Source organism: Parabacteroides sp. AF14-59, assembly GCF_003479515.1.
GTDB classification, from domain to species: domain Bacteria; phylum Bacteroidota; class Bacteroidia; order Bacteroidales; family Tannerellaceae; genus Parabacteroides; species Parabacteroides faecis.
Window position 1 is genome coordinate 17,888 of the sequence record NZ_QUHH01000009.1, and the last position, 17,227, is coordinate 35,114.

General features: G+C 43.0%; 11 protein-coding genes. 1 reads left to right on the forward strand and 10 read right to left on the reverse strand.

Annotation, left to right across the window (positions count from 1 at the left end; genetic code table 11):
• Positions 1–112: 112 nt before the first annotated feature.
• Positions 113–1,720 carry a phosphoenolpyruvate carboxykinase (ATP) gene (pckA, locus tag DWW23_RS11585; RefSeq protein ID WP_122353446.1) on the reverse strand — a complete coding sequence of 536 codons (1,608 nt, stop codon included), beginning with the start codon at positions 1,718–1,720 and terminating at the stop codon, positions 113–115.
• A gap of 363 nt (positions 1,721–2,083) precedes the next feature.
• On the opposite strand from pckA, the gene DWW23_RS11590 reads away from it, so the two are divergent.
• Entirely contained in the window at positions 2,084–2,704 is a 621-nt protein-coding gene (locus DWW23_RS11590) for an RNA polymerase sigma factor (protein WP_122353447.1), read from the forward strand.
• Between the two features lie 67 nt (positions 2,705–2,771).
• Here the strand turns inward: DWW23_RS11590 and DWW23_RS11595 are convergent, their stop codons facing one another.
• The 9 genes from DWW23_RS11595 to DWW23_RS11635 all read right to left on the reverse strand — a co-directional run bounded on the left by DWW23_RS11595 (position 2,772) and on the right by DWW23_RS11635 (position 17,214).
• Entirely contained in the window at positions 2,772–3,464 is a 693-nt protein-coding gene (locus DWW23_RS11595) for a DUF1080 domain-containing protein (protein ID WP_122353448.1), read from the reverse strand.
• A 14-nt stretch (positions 3,465–3,478) separates the two neighbouring features.
• On the reverse strand, positions 3,479–4,825 hold the full coding sequence (locus DWW23_RS11600; protein WP_122353449.1) for a Gfo/Idh/MocA family protein: 1,347 nt from the start codon (positions 4,823–4,825) through the stop codon (positions 3,479–3,481).
• Positions 4,826–4,836: 11 nt separating this feature from the next.
• Complete coding sequence (locus tag DWW23_RS11605) at positions 4,837–6,246, reverse strand: BT_3987 domain-containing protein (protein WP_122353450.1); 1,410 nt, start codon at positions 6,244–6,246, stop codon at positions 4,837–4,839.
• 15 nt (positions 6,247–6,261) lie between these two features.
• Positions 6,262–8,118 carry a RagB/SusD family nutrient uptake outer membrane protein gene (locus DWW23_RS11610; protein ID WP_122353451.1) on the reverse strand — a complete coding sequence of 619 codons (1,857 nt, stop codon included), beginning with the start codon at positions 8,116–8,118 and terminating at the stop codon, positions 6,262–6,264.
• 11 nt (positions 8,119–8,129) lie between these two features.
• The gene (locus tag DWW23_RS11615; protein WP_122353452.1) at positions 8,130–11,486 is read right to left on the reverse strand and encodes a TonB-dependent receptor; all 3,357 of its coding nucleotides are present in this window, start codon (positions 11,484–11,486) and stop codon (positions 8,130–8,132) included.
• Between the two features lie 195 nt (positions 11,487–11,681).
• Positions 11,682–12,884: a FecR family protein gene (locus DWW23_RS11620; protein ID WP_122353453.1), complete on the reverse strand. Its 1,203-nt coding sequence runs from the start codon at positions 12,882–12,884 to the stop codon at positions 11,682–11,684.
• Positions 12,885–13,047: 163 nt separating this feature from the next.
• Positions 13,048–14,058 carry a 2-oxoacid:ferredoxin oxidoreductase subunit beta gene (locus DWW23_RS11625; RefSeq protein WP_122353454.1) on the reverse strand — a complete coding sequence of 337 codons (1,011 nt, stop codon included), beginning with the start codon at positions 14,056–14,058 and terminating at the stop codon, positions 13,048–13,050.
• A 3-nt stretch (positions 14,059–14,061) separates the two neighbouring features.
• Positions 14,062–15,915, reverse strand: a complete 1,854-nt coding sequence (locus tag DWW23_RS11630; RefSeq protein WP_122353455.1) for a 2-oxoacid:acceptor oxidoreductase subunit alpha — start codon at positions 15,913–15,915, stop codon at positions 14,062–14,064.
• Positions 15,916–16,002: 87 nt separating this feature from the next.
• Positions 16,003–17,214 (reverse strand): alanine dehydrogenase, encoded by a 1,212-nt coding sequence (locus DWW23_RS11635; RefSeq protein WP_122353456.1) that lies wholly within the window; start codon positions 17,212–17,214, stop codon positions 16,003–16,005.
• Between the last annotated feature and the right edge of the window lie 13 nt (positions 17,215–17,227).

A 17,227-nucleotide genomic window follows, 5' to 3' on the forward strand; every position in this document is an offset into this window, starting at 1 on the left:
ACATTTATGATAAAATTAATATAGATATATAAAAAAAGCACAGAACAAAATGTTCTGCGCTTTTTGATTTTTTATACTTAACCTTCGGTAGGAAATACCTCGGGCAAATAAATTACAATTTCGGACCAGCAGCAACCAAAGCCTTACCAGCTTCGTTACCAGTAAACTTAGCGAAGTTCTTCTGGAAACGTGCAGCCAAATCTTTCGCTTTTTCATCCCACTGTGCAGGATCAGCGTAAGTGTCACGAGGATCAAGGATCTTCGGATCAACACCCGGCAATTCTGTAGGAACAGTAAAATCGAAATAAGGAATAGTCTTTGTCGGAGCTTTGTCGATAGAACCATCCAGGATAGCATCGATAATACCTCTTGTATCTTTGATAGAGATACGTTTGCCGCTACCGTTCCAACCTGTGTTAACCAGATAAGCCTTAGCACCAGTCATTTCCATTTTCTTAACCAGTTCCTGACCGTATTTAGTCGGGTGCAATGACAAGAATGCTGCACCGAAACAAGCTGAGAATGTAGGAGTCGGTTCAGTGATACCACGTTCTGTACCAGCCAATTTAGCTGTGAAACCAGAAAGGAAGTAGTACTGAGTCTGTTCCGGAGTCAGGATAGATACCGGAGGCAATACACCGAATGCATCAGCAGACAGGAAGATAACCTGTTTTGCGTGCGGGCCTTTAGAAACCGGCTTAACGATGTTTTCGATATGATAGATAGGATAAGAAACACGTGTGTTTTCTGTAACAGACTTGTCAGAGAAGTCGATAGCGCCGTTAGCGTCTACTGTACAGTTTTCCAACAGAGCGTCACGTTTGATAGCGTTCCAGATATCCGGTTCGTTTTCCTGGCTCAAGTTGATAGTCTTAGCATAGCAACCACCTTCGAAGTTGAATACACCGTCGTTATCCCATCCGTGTTCGTCATCACCGATCAACAGACGTTTCGGGTCAGTTGACAATGTAGTTTTACCTGTACCTGACAAACCGAAGAAGATAGCAGAACTCTTGCCTTCTTTGTCTGTGTTAGCAGAACAGTGCATAGAAGCCATACCCTGCAGAGGCAACAGATAGTTCATGTAAGAGAACATACCTTTCTTCATTTCACCACCGTACCAAGTATTCAGGATAACCTGGATCTTTTCAGTCAGGTTGAATACAACAGCAGTTTCAGAGTTCAAGCCAAGTTCTTTATAGTTTTCAACTTTAGCTTTAGAAGCATTCATGATAACGAAATCAGGTTCACCGAAATTAGCCAATTCTTCAGCAGAAGGACGGATGAACATATTTGTTACGAAATGAGCCTGCCATGCTACTTCCATGATGAAACGCAGTTTCAGACGGCTGTTTTCGTTAGCACCGCAGAATGCGTCAACAACGAACAATCTCTTGTTAGAAAGTTCTTTTGTTGCTAATTCTTTACAAGCCTTCCAGCATTTTTCGTCTACTGGTTTGTTATCATTTTTATATTCTTCAGATGTCCACCATACAGTGTTTTCGCTGGTAGCATCCTTAACAAAGAATTTATCTTTAGGAGAACGTCCTGTATAAACGCCAGTCATAACGTTTACAGCACCCATATCAGTTACCTGACCTTTTTCGAAACCTTCCAGACCTGGTTTTGTTTCTTCTGCGAACAGAACTTCATAAGACGGATTGTGTACAATTTCTGTCACACCTGTGATTCCGTACTTGCTTAAATCTAAATTAGCCATTCTTGATAATAATTTAAATGATTGACTTTATATAACTTTTCTCTCTCTCGAAATTAAAAAATAATAGAACTAATACCTGTTTGTAACCTGCTGTTACCCCGCCTTGTTAAGACCGGTACAAAAGTAATATTTTTTTTTATAGCTGATACTCTATTAAGGAAATTTTTCAGTAATAATTGCTCTTTTCCATGCAATTAACAATCAGGGTAGTCTATTTGTCAACTACACTTTACAATCTGCGTCAGAAGTGTCAACCAAAGTAGTCACTTGGAAAAAAGTGAATATATTTACAGAAAAAGATGAGTAGTTTTTTCCAATTTTTGTGTTCTGATTCTGAACAAGGTCTAACCACGTAGCATTCTTATGAGAAAAAACACTGAGTCAACCCCCGTGACTGCAAAAGAAAGATACTCAGATCAGATAATCTGGGAGAATTTTCTTTGTGGAGATGATGAAGCTTATACATATATTTATAGAGAGTACTCGCAGGCATTATATGCTTATGGCATGCATTTTACCTCTGATAAAGGGCTGGTAGAAGATTGTATACAGGATGTGTTCGTAAAGATATTTCAGAACCGCAAACATCTCCAGTCTACGGACAATATCAAACTATACCTTTTCATTGCCTTGAAAAACAAGCTATTCAACATATTCAGAAAAGATATAAAATACAGTCAGATCGATTCGCTGGAACCTGTTTTTGCAGCAGAATATACGATTGAGGATGAGATTATCGAAAATGAAAAAGAACAATTCCTGAATGAGAAAATGATCCGGATGCTCGAGGTTTTATCGCCACGCCAGAAGGAAATCATCTATTATCGTTTTGTAGAAGGATTATCTTATGAAGAGATTTGCCAGATCATGGATATGAATTACCAATCTACCCAGAATCTGATACAAAGGTCTTTAAAAAAGCTGCGTACCACTTTCTCACGGGCAGAAATGCAATTTGTCCTGTTCCTTCTTATCAGTATATAATTTACAATTGCCTATAAAACAATTCATCAGTAATCTGTCGTTTGTTTTATAAGCAATTGCGTGGTTCTCAATCGAGAACTTTTATACGGATATATCTGAATCTGACTACCGAGTCGTGTCCCAAGAAAGCGATGTGACCACATGAATTACGCAATCCGGACTGTACCTTATCATACGGAATATCCTTAATCACTTTCTTGATATTCGTATCGAGAATGACCGTCCCATTCAATATGATCTTAATATTGGCTCCCCGGGCTATCACTTCCTGTTGATTCCATTCGCCCACCGGTTTTAAATACCCGCGCTTGGCCGGAGCATAATTATATAAACCTCCGTGATACTGGTAGGGCTTCAGGTCCTTATATTGAGGATCGTCATTATCCAGTATCTGAAGTTCCATACCCAAATAACCTTCCGGAACTATGATATGCCGAAGACCCAATCCGTTATTAGCTCCGGGTGTCAGTTGAAATTCAAATTTCAATACGAAATTACAGTAACTATCCTCCGAATAAAGATTACCGAATCCCGAGGCTTTTTTAGCAATACAACCGTTTTCCAATATATACTCATCAGAGTTGTTAATCCATCCATCCAGAGTAGTTCCGTCAAACAACAACCGGTAACCATCCTTCTTCTCCTGCTCCGATAACCGGTATGGAACAACTGTTTCCGCTGTCGATGGAAGAACCGGATTCGATGCGAACAAAGGACAGCTTATTAGCAACAACAAGACTGCATATCCTATAATTTTCATAGACAAATCTCCTTTTAAAGTTTATTTTTTCTTTCTTTCAGATTCTCAGCATCCCAATAAACAGCCTCTCCCCGTTCATAACTTTCATAACTTAACAAAGCCGGAGCAGCAGATCTTACAGAAAACATGACATCACAAATAAGCGGGGTTTTATTACGGATACCCGTAAAAAAGTTTTCAAAATGATCATAATGCCCACCCTTATAATCCGATGAAGCAATGAATTCTATCTCCTTTTCCGATTTGACAACCGGCGTATCGATCCCCTGTCCTATCGGCTCCAATGCTTGCAAGAAGGCCGTATCAGCCTTATGCAACGTTTTTAAAGTGACCTTATCCCATGCCACATCGAGAGTTCCTTCCGAACCGACAATACGAAAGTCCATACTTCCCCATTTACGGGAAACACCGTCGACATAGTTTGCACCCAACTGTACGGTGAATGCTCCCAGATCCTCCCTGTCCGGATAATCCAGATAAGCAAGCATCACATCAGGAGTATCCCGGTATCCGTCTGTATAATGCCGGATACCACCTGTCGTATAAACTTTTTCCGGACCAATAGCATCAGTTATATAGTGAAGGCTTGCCAGCACATGCACGAATAGATCTCCGGCAATGCCGGTTCCGTAATCTTTCCAGTTCCTCCAATAAAAGAAACGTTGGGGATCGAATTTATGCTTAGGTGCATTTCCTAAGAACCGTTTCCACCAGATTGTTTTTTCAGAAGCATTATCAGCTACCGGATAATATCCCAATGTTCCCGGAGCACCCGTAAACTGCCCGTCTATAAAATTGACTTTGCCGATAGCCCCGGATCGCAACAGTTGCCGGGCTTTTCTATTCCCTAAAGAAGCCATACCCTGACTCCCGGCCTGAAAATACACACCGCTTACCCGTTGCGCATCGATCAGTTTTTCTGCCTCACTGATTTTATGGATAACCGGTTTTTCACAATATACATGCTTACCAGCTTTCATGGCAGCAATGGCAATGGGTTGATGCCAATGGTCGGGAGTTCCGATCAGTACGGCATCGACATCACTGCGTTTCAGAATATCATTATAATCTTTTGTTGTGAAAATATGATTTCCCCACTGTTTTTTAGCATCCTCCAAACGCGTTTCATAAACATCACATACGGCCGTGATCTTTACCCCTGGTACCCGTAAAGCACAATTCGCATCAGCAGTCCCCATTCCGCCTTTACCGATTAAAGCAATGCGTATCTCGCGGGAACCGACAGATTCCCCATTTCCAACCACTCCGGAAGAGTTTCCCTCCGCCAGGAGTTGGGGAGCTGAAGGTAATAATATACCTCCAGCCATCATTTGTTTAATAAAAGTTCTTCTATTTGACATAACATCTGTTATTAAATACCCCAACCATTAATCTCTGCAACCTGGCAAACCGCACCACTTGCTTTACCCAATGCCGGATCTGCATATTCAAATGCATCCGTAATAACAAAACGGATATAATTGGCTTGTTGCATTGAGAAATCCAGTTCCATTGAACGATTCTCCAGATTGCTTTTGCGGCTCCAATCTACAATTTTTGTCCAAGTCTCACCATCTGTGCTAACTTCAAAATAGCCTGATTTGATATTTCCCAGTGATTCATCTTCCGGCAACTGGAATCCCAAACGATATAAACTACAACTCTCCTGCAAATTTATAGTGACATAATAAGGAAATTCTATCGGCTTAATAGCCCTTGTACACCAATAAGTGTTATTATTATTATCCAGTAGATTATCCGGTATATCCATCGACGAAGCGTTCTCGACTTCATCCGTAATAATAGAATTACACTCTTCTATCGTCCAGTCGGTTTTCTCCATAACCGGGGGCTGGATAGAGATCGGATAGATTGTAACATCCGCCTCCGGATCGATTCCGTACTTTGAGACAGAAGCTATTTTGAGAGGAAGGGCATAGTACCCGAAAGCATAATTATTTTCATCTACTTTAAATGCTTTCTCCTCCAATGTGATCTTTAGATATTCATAATCCCGGTTCTTATTCAGGATACAAGTCGAACGATCTATCGTATACGCACCTTCCGGCAGTAATTTATATTTTCGGGCACCTGCACTCAGGGAACCGTTATATTCATCCAGTGCAGCTGAATTGACCTCAACATCATAAGAAATATCCCAGTCATTATAATAATTGACCTGTACCTTAGGATAAATGACCAGAACATCATCATCATCCGTTTTTATACTGAACTCAGATCCCGTCCTGTATATACCCGGAGTTTCGAAACCGATATAAGGCTGATAAACAGAAGGCTTGATCAGAATCTGCGCCTTATCCTCCTCTGCGATCCGAATATCCGCGTTATCGGTCACCAACAAACAGGGCAGTACATATTGCAAACCATCGTTGCCCAGATCAGTCAGGGAGGCGGGATCAAAATCAATCAGAAAGAACTTTCTGTAATCATCTTCCGTAAAAGATAAACTCCCCTCTTTCAGCGAATAACAATTATCCGGCATCAGTTTATAATCGGTACCGTTCGTTTCGTTATAAGCAGCCAAAATGGATTCATCCACCGACAGGCGGACGGTTGCGGAATGATTTCCTTTACCACTCTTTATCACAGGCAGTTCATAGGTAAAAGTACCCCAATTAAAGACCTTAGCTTCCAGCAACCCTGATTTTTGCAGATAAAGCTGATCATCCAATTCATCCGCATCCCTGTATTCGTCACATGAAACAAACCACAACGAGAATACCGATAAGGCCATCAGAAATATATTATATTTGAATTTCATATTCTTCATTTTTTATTACCAACCATAATTTTGTGTCAAATTCTGCATTTCATTCAATTGCTCCTGAGGAATAGGGAACAGATAATTTTTGTCTGTGAATACCCTGTCTCCTGAAGCCCAGATAGACGTTGTCCTGTGCCATGAGTCTTCATAATTTTTCGCAGCGACATTCCTTGTCCATACTTTTCCGTTCAGAACATCTTTAGCGGTCATCCACCGGCGAAGGTCCGGTAGCCGGAGTGTCTCGAATGCCAATTCGACCATACGTTCTTTCTGTATAAGCTCACGAAGTAAGTTTTTATTTCCTTTGACTTCCGGATAAGCATCCTCCAGTTTATTCAAACCGGAACGTTCACGGACCAGGTTGATATACTTCAAAGCTTCGGCCTCATCCCGGTTCGGTTTTTCGTTACAGGCTTCCGCATAGTTCAGATAAATCTCACCTAAACGAAAGATCGGAGCGACCAATTGCCCCCAGTTCCCCTGGTCCGTATTCAAAGTCGGGTCGGTCATTCTGCGCCAGGAATATCCGACCTTCACGCAATCGCCACTACCTGAATAGGAAGAAGTACCTCCATCAAAAAATGTAACAGCCTCTTTTCTCATCGCCGGATTCAGCCACGGGAATCCATTCGCTAAAACAGAAGCATAAAAACGAGCGTCACGCCCGACACAACTGTTATGTGCTTTTACAAGCAGGAAAGTATCCAACGGATGTTTATAACTATCCTTAAAACCATCTTCCACATAACCGGATTTCGAGTCTATAACCGGAGAACCATCCGCATTATATCCCGTGACAGGGAAGCGCCCTGAAGCAGCCATAGGATAAGTATCGACCAAACGGATAGAAGGGCAATATCCACCATAACCGGTCTTACAGAACTGGGGAGGATTACAACGAACAACAATGAACATTCCATCAGTTTGCCATTGTCCCCAAATAAGTTCTTTATTCCATTTTTCCAATGTTATCGCCATATACGAACGGATTGCCCGTTTAAACGGATCTGTTTCTGTCGTGTTCCGTACCAGATCATAAATTCCCAGATCAATAACAGCCTTAGCTGCATCAGCCGCCTTTTGCCACTTTTCAAGGTCCGGTGACTGCGGGAATAATAATTCTCCGTCTTTATTCTGCATTCCCTTATACAGAGAACAGCCATTGAACAGCGGACTTGCCATATACAACAAGAAACGGGCCTTAGCAGCCAACACAACTCCTTTCGTTACACGCCCGTACCAACTGAGATCCGTAATCTGTAAAGGTAAAATCTCTGCGGCCTTATCATATTCTTCCAGCACAAACTGCACATTTGCTTCCAGCGGATGGCGATCAACATCTTCCGCATGAATACTGGAATCAGAATCCTGGTCTCCCCAAACATAAACCGGTCCGTACCGATCTATTAAGAGTGTATAGAAATAAGCTCTCAAAAAACGAGCCTCCGCCTTCATTATATCTTTTTCTTTCTGGGTCAATTCCACACACTCATCTACGTGGTTCATAAATACGGTAGCCTGATTAATGGCCTGATACATATTTTTCCAGATCGCATAGGAGGTAGTCGTGACACTCCATGTCCCATTCAAAAAACTATGATACCCCAATCCGGACATCCAGGAAAACAGAGCTTCATCACTCATGGGGATATTGGCACCGACAGCATTTTCATGCCAATTATATGTCTGGGGAACAAAGCCATACACTTGTGCCAGATATTGTTCGGTTGTGGAACGTTTATTGAATACTTCCTCCAGTTTAATCTGATTATCCAACTCTACATCCAGAAAACCATCACAACCGGTAAACAACATGCCGATCATGCATAACAGACTGATTACTGTATATCTATGCTTATATTTTTTCATATGCTTAATAATTAAAAGTTAACATTCATTCCTATGGCAGCCGTACGCATTTGGGGATATAGTCCTCCGGTTCCGGTATTCAGTTCCGGATCCCATAATTTAAATCCGCTAAACGTCAGAAGATTGACACCCTGTATATAAAAACGTATCGTCGAAAGACCTATCTTTTGTATCAGTTCTTTAGGTAATGAATATCCTATCTCCGCATTTTTCAAACGGATATAGCTCATATCGCGCCACCAAAAGGAAGACTGTTGCTTATTATTGTCAAAGGCCGACATCCACATACGAGGATATTTCGCATTCGGATCCGGATTCCATTCAGTCCAACGGTTCTCTGCTACCTCTTCATAGAAGTTTCCAAGAGACAGAATACTGCCGTCACTACCGTACACCTGGCTTCCTCCGATCATACGCCCTACATGGGTAGCTCCCTGAAAGAATACGGATAAATCAAAACGTCTCCATCGCAGGCTCACACCGAAACCATAGTTGATCTCAGGGATTGTCGTATATCCCATCGGAACCCGGTCGTTTGAGTCGATAATCCCGTTCCCGTCTATATCCCGGTATTTGATATCTCCCGGACGTACCGGACCGAAAGTTTGTGTCGGACTGTTCGCTATATCTTTCTCCGACTCAAACAAACCAATAGCAACCAGCCCCCTATGTTGATCCATCGGAAAACCTACATCATTCAAATAAGGCCATTGCTGACTCGGTTTATCATCATACAATACTTTATTACGGTTAAAGGTAAAGTTTCCACGTCCGGATATATATAACTCATCATTTACCTGCTGTTCATATTCCAGCGTCATATCTATCCCCTGATTCTGCATCTTACCTAAATTCACATACTGCGTCACGTTAATACCGACTACCGAAGGAATACTTTGTTGCTGAATATAAATACCTTCGCGTTTTTCTTTAAAATAATCGGCACTCAGTTTAATACGATGGAACAGTCCCAATTCAAAACCGACATCCGTCTTCTTGGCAGTTTCCCAGGATACATTCGGGTTACCGGGATGTCCGGTTGCGATACCTCCGATCCACTTTGCCTGATCACGTCCGAAATTCCAACCTCCCGTATACTGCATCTCGGTATTATACGCAAAACGACGATCACCGCCGATCTTATCATTTCCTATCTCTCCATAAGAACCCTTAATCTTCAATAAGGAGACCACAGATGACAGGGGTTTCCAGAAATCTTCATTGCTGATCATATAACCCAAAGCACCGGAAGGGAAAAAACCGAAACGTTTTCCCGGAGCGAAGTTTTCAGAACCATTATAACCAAAATTGAATTCTGCAAAATATTTATCCCTGAAAGAATAAGCTGTACGGCCCGCAATACCGATATTTCTATTGGCAAAAGCTGCAATATAATCAGTCGGGAAGTTGTTGGTATATTCCCGGATATTGAATAAAAACAGGCCATTCACCCGATGGTCATCATTAAATAACTGATCGTATGTAAGCGATGTTTCAAAGTTCCAGGTCTGTGCCCCTCTGTTAGAGCGAGCCAGGGAAAGAAAATCATTACCGTCGCGGTTCTGATGTAAAATCAGATTTCCTTCCTTATCCCTTCCCAGAGCATCGTATGTAACCGGCGACTTACGTTTATCCAGAGTCGATTCATTACGGGCATCCCATGAGAATTTTGCATTCCCTTTTAAACCGGGAGTAATAAATGAAAAATCCTGTGTCAGGCTGATCAAAGATTGAGCATTGTTCCAGAAATCAGCAGAATAACCTGTATAGTTCAGATCCAGATAAGGATTAGTCCCTACAATAGGGCGGGACAAGCTACCATCTGAAAATACGGGAACAACAGCAACGGAAGGAACGGCCAATGTATTCTCATAAACACTTTCCATTGCAACCCCTAAACGGTTCTTAATTTCATATTGGTTCGACAACGAAAGACTCAGTTCCGTCAACCGGGTCACATTAATATCGACATTGGCCCGGAAATTGATTTTTTTGTATCCGACCTGGGGATCATACTGAGGGTTCTTCACCGGTTTAAAAATACCATTCTCACTATAAAACGAACCGGCAACATAATAGCGGACACTTTTACCTCCTCCCGAAACATTGACATTCGCACGGATATTATTCGATATATTGCGGAACGTCGTATCCCACCAGTCCACATTCGGATACAAATCCGGATCCGTATGATTGACATATTTATCATATTTCATCGGTTGATAAGCCAATTGACCATTTCCCTGTAATGTGATGTCATTATAATAGTCCATCCATTGGGAGGCATTCGCCATTTTAGGTGTTACGGTCGGATTGGAAATCCCATATTCCACCCGGGCATTGATAGCCGGTTTTGCTTCCCTTCCCCGTTTTGTCGTGATCAGGACAATTCCGTTTGCACCACGCACTCCATACAATGCCGTAGCTGTCGCATCCTTCAAGATAGAAAAAGTCGCAATATCTTCCGGATCGACCAAATCCATCGATCGTTCTATCCCGTCCACCAGGATAAGCGGTGTATTGTTTGCCCCGAAAGAGCTGATACCCCGTATCCAGAAGTCGGCTCCGGCACCGGGTTCCCCCGTACGTTGTATGGCTACAATACCTGCCATCTGCCCGGCCAGACTTGTACTCAGCTTCGCCACAGGTACCTGAAGCTGTTCAGAAGTAATGGTAGATATAGCACCTATCACACTAGCCTTCTTTTGCTTACCGTAAGCAACAACGGTAACCTCTTCCAATTCATCTACTTTAGGTTTCATTCTGATCACAACATCATTTTGGTTACCGATAACTACTTCCTGATCTTCCATTCCCAGATAAGAAATGACTAACTTATCCGATTTGTTCACTTCCAGTTCGAAAGAGCCGTCCAGGTCAGTCGTCACACCACGGGTACTTCCCGCAACCAGGATAGCAGCTCCCGGCAACGGTTCACCAAAGTCATCCAGCACCTTACCCCGAAAAGTACTTTTGTTCTGGGCTTTCAGTGGCAACGGACCAATTAAACCTGTATCCTTTTTCTTAGAAATAAATATCTGACGGTCTTTTATAACATAGGTATTATCCGTACCCTCGAACAACTGTTTCAATATAACTTCCACAGTCTGATCAGTGATATCCAATTTCACCTTCCGGTTAATATCCAACACACCATCATAATAGAAAAATACATATTCACTTTGCTTTTCTATTTCAGAGAAGATTTCCTGTACAGTCTTATTGTTCGCTTTCAAAGACAATGTCGTCGATTGCGAATAAGTATCATTAGCCAAACTTGCATTTATTCCCAAGATCAGGAATATAGCGGCGATTTTCATAATGCGATATTTAACACTCCAGTAATTGGAGAATCGTTTATTTACCATATCTTTGTATTGATTTTTAAATGGTTATTTTCAACTAGTTAATTTAAAGATCCAACCGGATAACATGGCAGTGTTATCCGGTTTTGTAAACATTTACAGATCTATTATTATTCCATTCGAACTTTTTCCATAGGCTTTCAAATTTAAGTTGTTAACATATATGCTTCAAAAAACAATAACCTAATACACAATCATTTATTTACCTACTTTGACTAATATATACTCCTCACCTATTTTCTTGTAGAGGATCGGAGCTGTTTGACTCAACCCATCCAGAACAACCTCCAGGTCCTCCTGCATATCAAGCTTTCCTGAACATCTTAAATCTGCCACATCAGACTTGTAACTGATCTTTTTCCCATAATAACGGGATAAACGATCCAGGATTACCGACAAATGTTCACTTCTGTATGTATATAACCCATCTTTCCATAAGATATAATCATTTACATTGACATCCTTTATATCACATTCTCCCTTATGATAAGAGAACATCCTGTTAGGTTCCAGGCGGAAATCTTCATCATCCCTGGTATCTACCTGCACGCTCCCCGTCACCAGGACTACCGATGCCGATTCGTCCGTTTCGTATGCCATTACATTAAAAGAAGTACCCAGAACCTGTACATCCATCTCCTTCGTTTTTACGACAAAAGGTCTGTTCTTATCCGGTGCTACCTCCAGGAAAACCTCGCCATTTACATAGATTTCTCTTTTTTTATCTGCGAATGCCACCGGGTACACGATCCGGCTACCGGCATTCACCCAGACTTTGGTTCCATCCTCTAAAATCAAGGTAGAACGTTTTCCGTTCGGAACAATCAATTGATTAAACTCCAATGATCGCTTGGAGGAGTTAGCAGAGCTTTGAAACGCATCTGCGATTTTTTCCGAATTAACGACCACCGTCCCTTTTGCATCATATTCGATCTGAGATTCCTGTCCGCTGATCGGAATCTGCTTATCGGGTAAAACCAATTGTATATCATCCGCTTCCGGAGTAACAGCCATTTCCCGGGCAATGGCTTCTACATCCGGAGTTTTGTTTACATTGGTATATATATATGAAATAGAGAATATAATCAAAACAGTGACACTGGCAGCAACCATCCATATAAAAGAACGAAAGCGACGATTACGTTGCATTTGCAGGATCTTGTTCGAATCCTTGATCCTTGTCCATAATAAATCCTGTCGTTCATTACTCATTTGCTCTTTCTTTACACGGATGGAACGTAAAAAGAATACTGCTAACTGGTATTCCTGCTCATCCAGTCCGCCGGCGATCTGTCCTTTCCAGAAATTGATCGTATCCAGCGTCGGAGAAGTGTTTGATTCGATAAAGAAATCATCTTCCAACAGCTTTTCCGTGGTATATTTCGTATAATCTTTATTCATTGTTCCAATAACGTTTTTCTTTCAAAACACAGGTTTCGATCATTTATACTCACTTTTTTCCGATAAAAATCAACTTTTTCATTTTCCTATGGACGAAGATGGATAAAACAAAAAAGGGATGATCGTACGATCATCCCTCCTGTTTCAGTATAACAGTAAATTCTTATTTTACTTCCCAAACTTCCCCTTTCATCAGGAAGTCTTTCAGTGTACGGGTAGGATTCTTTGACTGCACTTCTTCAATCTGCTGATGAACGGCCTCATCGTACACCGGAGCATCCACATCGCGGATAACCCCCAGGGCGATCGGCATATCATCCGACATCATAGCCAACATCAGATGAAGCGTACTATCCTTTTCATGGGCATCATGAACCAGAATATCATCCATCGTATAACCATCTTCACCGATCGTGACAGCTTTCAGTTTCAGTCCGTCCAGGACAAGACCTTTATTACCTTCCTTACCGAAGATCATCTTTTCGCCGTGGCGCAGGAAGATCGTACGGTCGGCACGGTATTCCTTATCGACAATACTTTTGTGTATACCGTCGTTAAAAATTACACAGTTCACCAATACTTCCGTAACAGAAGCACCTTTATGGCGGGCAGAGGCAGCCAGCACTTCAGTCGTATTCTTCAGGTCTACATCGATCACACGGGCAAAGAAGTTTCCGCGCGCACCCAAAGCCAGCTCAGCAGGAACAAAAGGATCTTCCACCGTTCCGTAAGGAGAACTCTTGGAGACGAAACCACGATCGGACGTCGGTGAATACTGTCCTTTAGTCAGACCATAGATCTTATTATTGAACAGGACTATGTTCAGGTCGACATTACGGCGTACGGCATGGATGAAATGGTTACCGCCGATAGCCAGACAGTCACCGTCACCGGTGATCAACCAGACACTCAGGTCGGGACGAGCAGTTTTCACACCAGTTGCGATCGCAGCACCACGTCCGTGAATGGTATGGAAACCGTATGTATTCATATAATAAGGTAAACGGGAAGAACACCCGATACCCGAGATAACGGCCATATTATGAGGAGCCACTCCTACTTCCGCCATCGCTTTGTGTAAGCAGTTCAATACGGCATGGTCTCCGCAGCCCGGACACCAACGAACATACTGGTCGCTTTTATAATCTTTCGGTTCGAATTTTATATCTGTCATTTTTTAAGCCTCCAATATTTTAGTGAATTCCTCAACTAATCTCGCAACAACGAAAGGCTGACCTTTCACGCGATTAAATCTGTACGGATTAAATCCGGGAACCTTACCACGCAGATAGTTGGCAAACTGTCCGTTATTCTGTTCGGCAACAACCACCTTCTTATATCTGGAAAGTATTTCTGCCGTATTCTTCGGGAGCGGACTGATGAATTTGAAGTGAGCTAATGCCACCTTCTTTCCTTGTTCCTGCATCGTTTCCATCGCTTCATACAAGTGACCGTATGTGCCACCCCATCCTACCAGCAACAGATCTGCATCGGCATCTCCGATCACTTCCTGTTCAGGGATAAAGTCGGCAATCTTATCGATCTTAGCCTGACGGGTGGTAACCATCTTCTGGTGGTTGATCGGATCGGTCGAGATAGCACTCGTTTCGTAGTCTTTTTCCAGACCACCCAAACGGTGTGCGAAACCTTCCATTCCCGGAATAGCCCAGTAACGAACCAAGCTTTCTTTATCACGACGATAGGCCTTCCACGGTTTTTCTTCGTGGTAGTTAGAAACGTAATTCGGTTTGATCTCCGGATAATTTTCCAGATCAGGTAATTTCCATGCAGACGAACCGTTTGCGATAAAGGCATCTGTCATTAGGATCACCGGAGTCATATGTTCGACAGCCAGTTTACCTGCCCAGTAAGCAGCATCGAAACAATCTGTCGGAGTAGATGCGGCAACAACCACCAGCGGGCTTTCACCGTTACGTCCGTAAAGAGCCTGCATCAGGTCGGTCTGTTCACTCTTGGTCGGCATACCTGTTGAAGGGCCGCCGCGCTGTACGTCGATGATAACCAACGGCAACTCAGCTATTACAGCCAGACCGATCGCTTCACTCTTCAGCGCCAAACCGGGACCGGAAGTTGATGTAGCAGCCAGACAACCGGCGAAGCTTCCGCCGATAGCCGTACAGATACCGGCAATCTCGTCTTCCGCCTGTACCGTGATCACACCCAGATCTTTCCGTTTGGACAATTCATGTAAAATATCAGTAGCCGGAGTAATAGGATAACTACCCAGGAAAAGTTGCAAACCTGCTTTTTCAGCGGCAGCGATCAACCCGTAGGATGTAGCCTTGTTTCCGTTTACGTCTGTATAGAATCCCGGTTCGGCCTTCTTACTTTCAATGCGGTAAGTAGAAACCGACGCATGGATATTATGACCATAATTATAACCGTCTGTCAACGCTTTGATGTTGGCTTGTGCAATCACCGGCTTTTTGGCGAATTTATTCTGGAGCATGTGCATGGCTTCTTCCAGAGGACGGTCGAACAACCAGCAAACAAGTCCCAGAGCAAACATATTCTTTGAGCGGAGAGCCGATTTGTTGTCCAGACCAAATTCTGCCAATCCGTCTTTCACCATCGTGGAGATCGGAGCAGCAACAACCTGTACACTGTTCAGTCCTAATTCCTTGAACGGATCGTCAGTTGTAAACAAAGCCTTGTCCAGATCACTCTTTTTGAATGAATCGGTATCGATAATGACAATTGCATTTGGTTTGATGTGCTTCACGTTCACTTTCAAAGCGGCGGGGTTCATGGCAACCAAGACGTCCGCCTTATCACCAGGTGTAAAGATCTTCCGTGATCCCAGATGCACCTGGAATCCTGATACACCACTCAGTGTTCCCTGAGGAGCACGTACTTCCGCCGGATAGTCGGGAAATGTAGAGATCTCATTTCCGAAAATAGCCGACAGATTAGAAAAGATCGTTCCGGTTAACTGCATACCATCCCCGGAATCCCCCGAAAAACGGATTACAACCTTTTCCAACGTTGTTACTTTTGTTTGTTCTGCCATAATTACTTATATTAGCTTAATCGCTTGTTTGTAGTTAGATTTCCGCAAAGTAAAGAATAAACTTGGCTAGTTCAAAACTTTTGAGACTTAAAAAGCAGAAAGATATAGATCCAGGTTATTTGATGATAAATTAAAATGATTAGACACGTAATTGTTTACAGGTTTTCCACAATACATGTAAACCCCTGAACGAAAGCCATCATCTGCCTTTATCATATTCTGGACTGTTCCGGCATCTCCCAAAGCGAGGAAGACGGGTATAAATATATTACTGAAAGCCATCGAAGTGGTACGTGCCACCCGGTTGCTGATATTAGGCATACAATAATGCAATACACCGTATTGCTCGAACACGGTCGGATCGGATTTTGCAAGGCAACAGGTCGTTTCAAAACACCCCCCCTGGCTGATACGCAGATCGATCACCAGCGATCCCCGTTTCATGGTCCGGACCAGTTCTTCCGCGATCACATAACGGTAACGTGTATTGATATAACGCATTGCCCCGATCACAACATCGGCGGTGCGGAAAGCATTATGTAATACGTTCGGATGGAAATTGGAAGTAAACAATCCCTGCCCCAACACCTGCTGTATAGTACGCAGCTTGTTGATATCGTCATCGAACACCTTGACGGATGCCCCCAGTGCCAATGCCGCCCGGGCAGCAACAGTTCCGGCATTTCCGGCCCCGACGATCACGATTTCAGTAGGTGATACACCGGGAATACCTCCCAATAGAATCCCTTTTCCTCCCTGGGTATTACTGAGTAATTCAGAAGCAATGGTAATGGAAGCGGTCCCTTCTATCTCTGAGATCACATTCAGGACAGGGCACCTTTTCTGATCGTCCGACATCAGTTCATAAGCTATAGCCGTGATCCGCTTAGCCATCATCAATTCAAAGGCCTCCGGAGCAAAGAGATTCAGCTGAACCATAGAAAAGACAGTTGAACGGGGCTTCATCAACAGGATCTCCTGCGGCAACGGAGGGAGTATCTTCAGAATTATATCCGCCTGGAAAACCTCCGCCGGGGTAGCGACGATTTCGGCACCAGCTTCGGAATAATGATTGTCGGAGTAATTGATTCCCAGACCGGCACCTGACTCTACCAATACGCGATGTCCGCGATCGGTCAGCATGTCAACAGCCTCGGGAGTAAGCGCCAAGCGTTTTTCTCCTTCTTTCCGTTCACAAGGGATACCAATCAGTAACCGATTACTTATCTTATTTAATTCTTTCAACAACTCCTGGGTAATATACGCACCCTGGGGCTGCTTGCCTCCTGTTGCTTCCATAATACGATTTTAC

Coding starts and splice junctions, on each gene's coding strand:
- pckA (WP_122353446.1), bottom strand. CDS start 1,720: ATGGCTAATTTAGATTTAAGCAAGTACGGAATCACAGGTGTGACAGAA.
- DWW23_RS11590 (WP_122353447.1), top strand. CDS start 2,084: ATGAGAAAAAACACTGAGTCAACCCCCGTGACTGCAAAAGAAAGATAC.
- DWW23_RS11595 (WP_122353448.1), bottom strand. CDS start 3,464: ATGAAAATTATAGGATATGCAGTCTTGTTGTTGCTAATAAGCTGTCCT.
- DWW23_RS11600 (WP_122353449.1), bottom strand. CDS start 4,825: ATGTCAAATAGAAGAACTTTTATTAAACAAATGATGGCTGGAGGTATA.
- DWW23_RS11605 (WP_122353450.1), bottom strand. CDS start 6,246: ATGAAATTCAAATATAATATATTTCTGATGGCCTTATCGGTATTCTCG.
- DWW23_RS11610 (WP_122353451.1), bottom strand. CDS start 8,118: ATGAAAAAATATAAGCATAGATATACAGTAATCAGTCTGTTATGCATG.
- DWW23_RS11615 (WP_122353452.1), bottom strand. CDS start 11,486: ATGGTAAATAAACGATTCTCCAATTACTGGAGTGTTAAATATCGCATT.
- DWW23_RS11620 (WP_122353453.1), bottom strand. CDS start 12,884: ATGAATAAAGATTATACGAAATATACCACGGAAAAGCTGTTGGAAGAT.
- DWW23_RS11625 (WP_122353454.1), bottom strand. CDS start 14,058: ATGACAGATATAAAATTCGAACCGAAAGATTATAAAAGCGACCAGTAT.
- DWW23_RS11630 (WP_122353455.1), bottom strand. CDS start 15,915: ATGGCAGAACAAACAAAAGTAACAACGTTGGAAAAGGTTGTAATCCGT.
- DWW23_RS11635 (WP_122353456.1), bottom strand. CDS start 17,214: ATGGAAGCAACAGGAGGCAAGCAGCCCCAGGGTGCGTATATTACCCAG.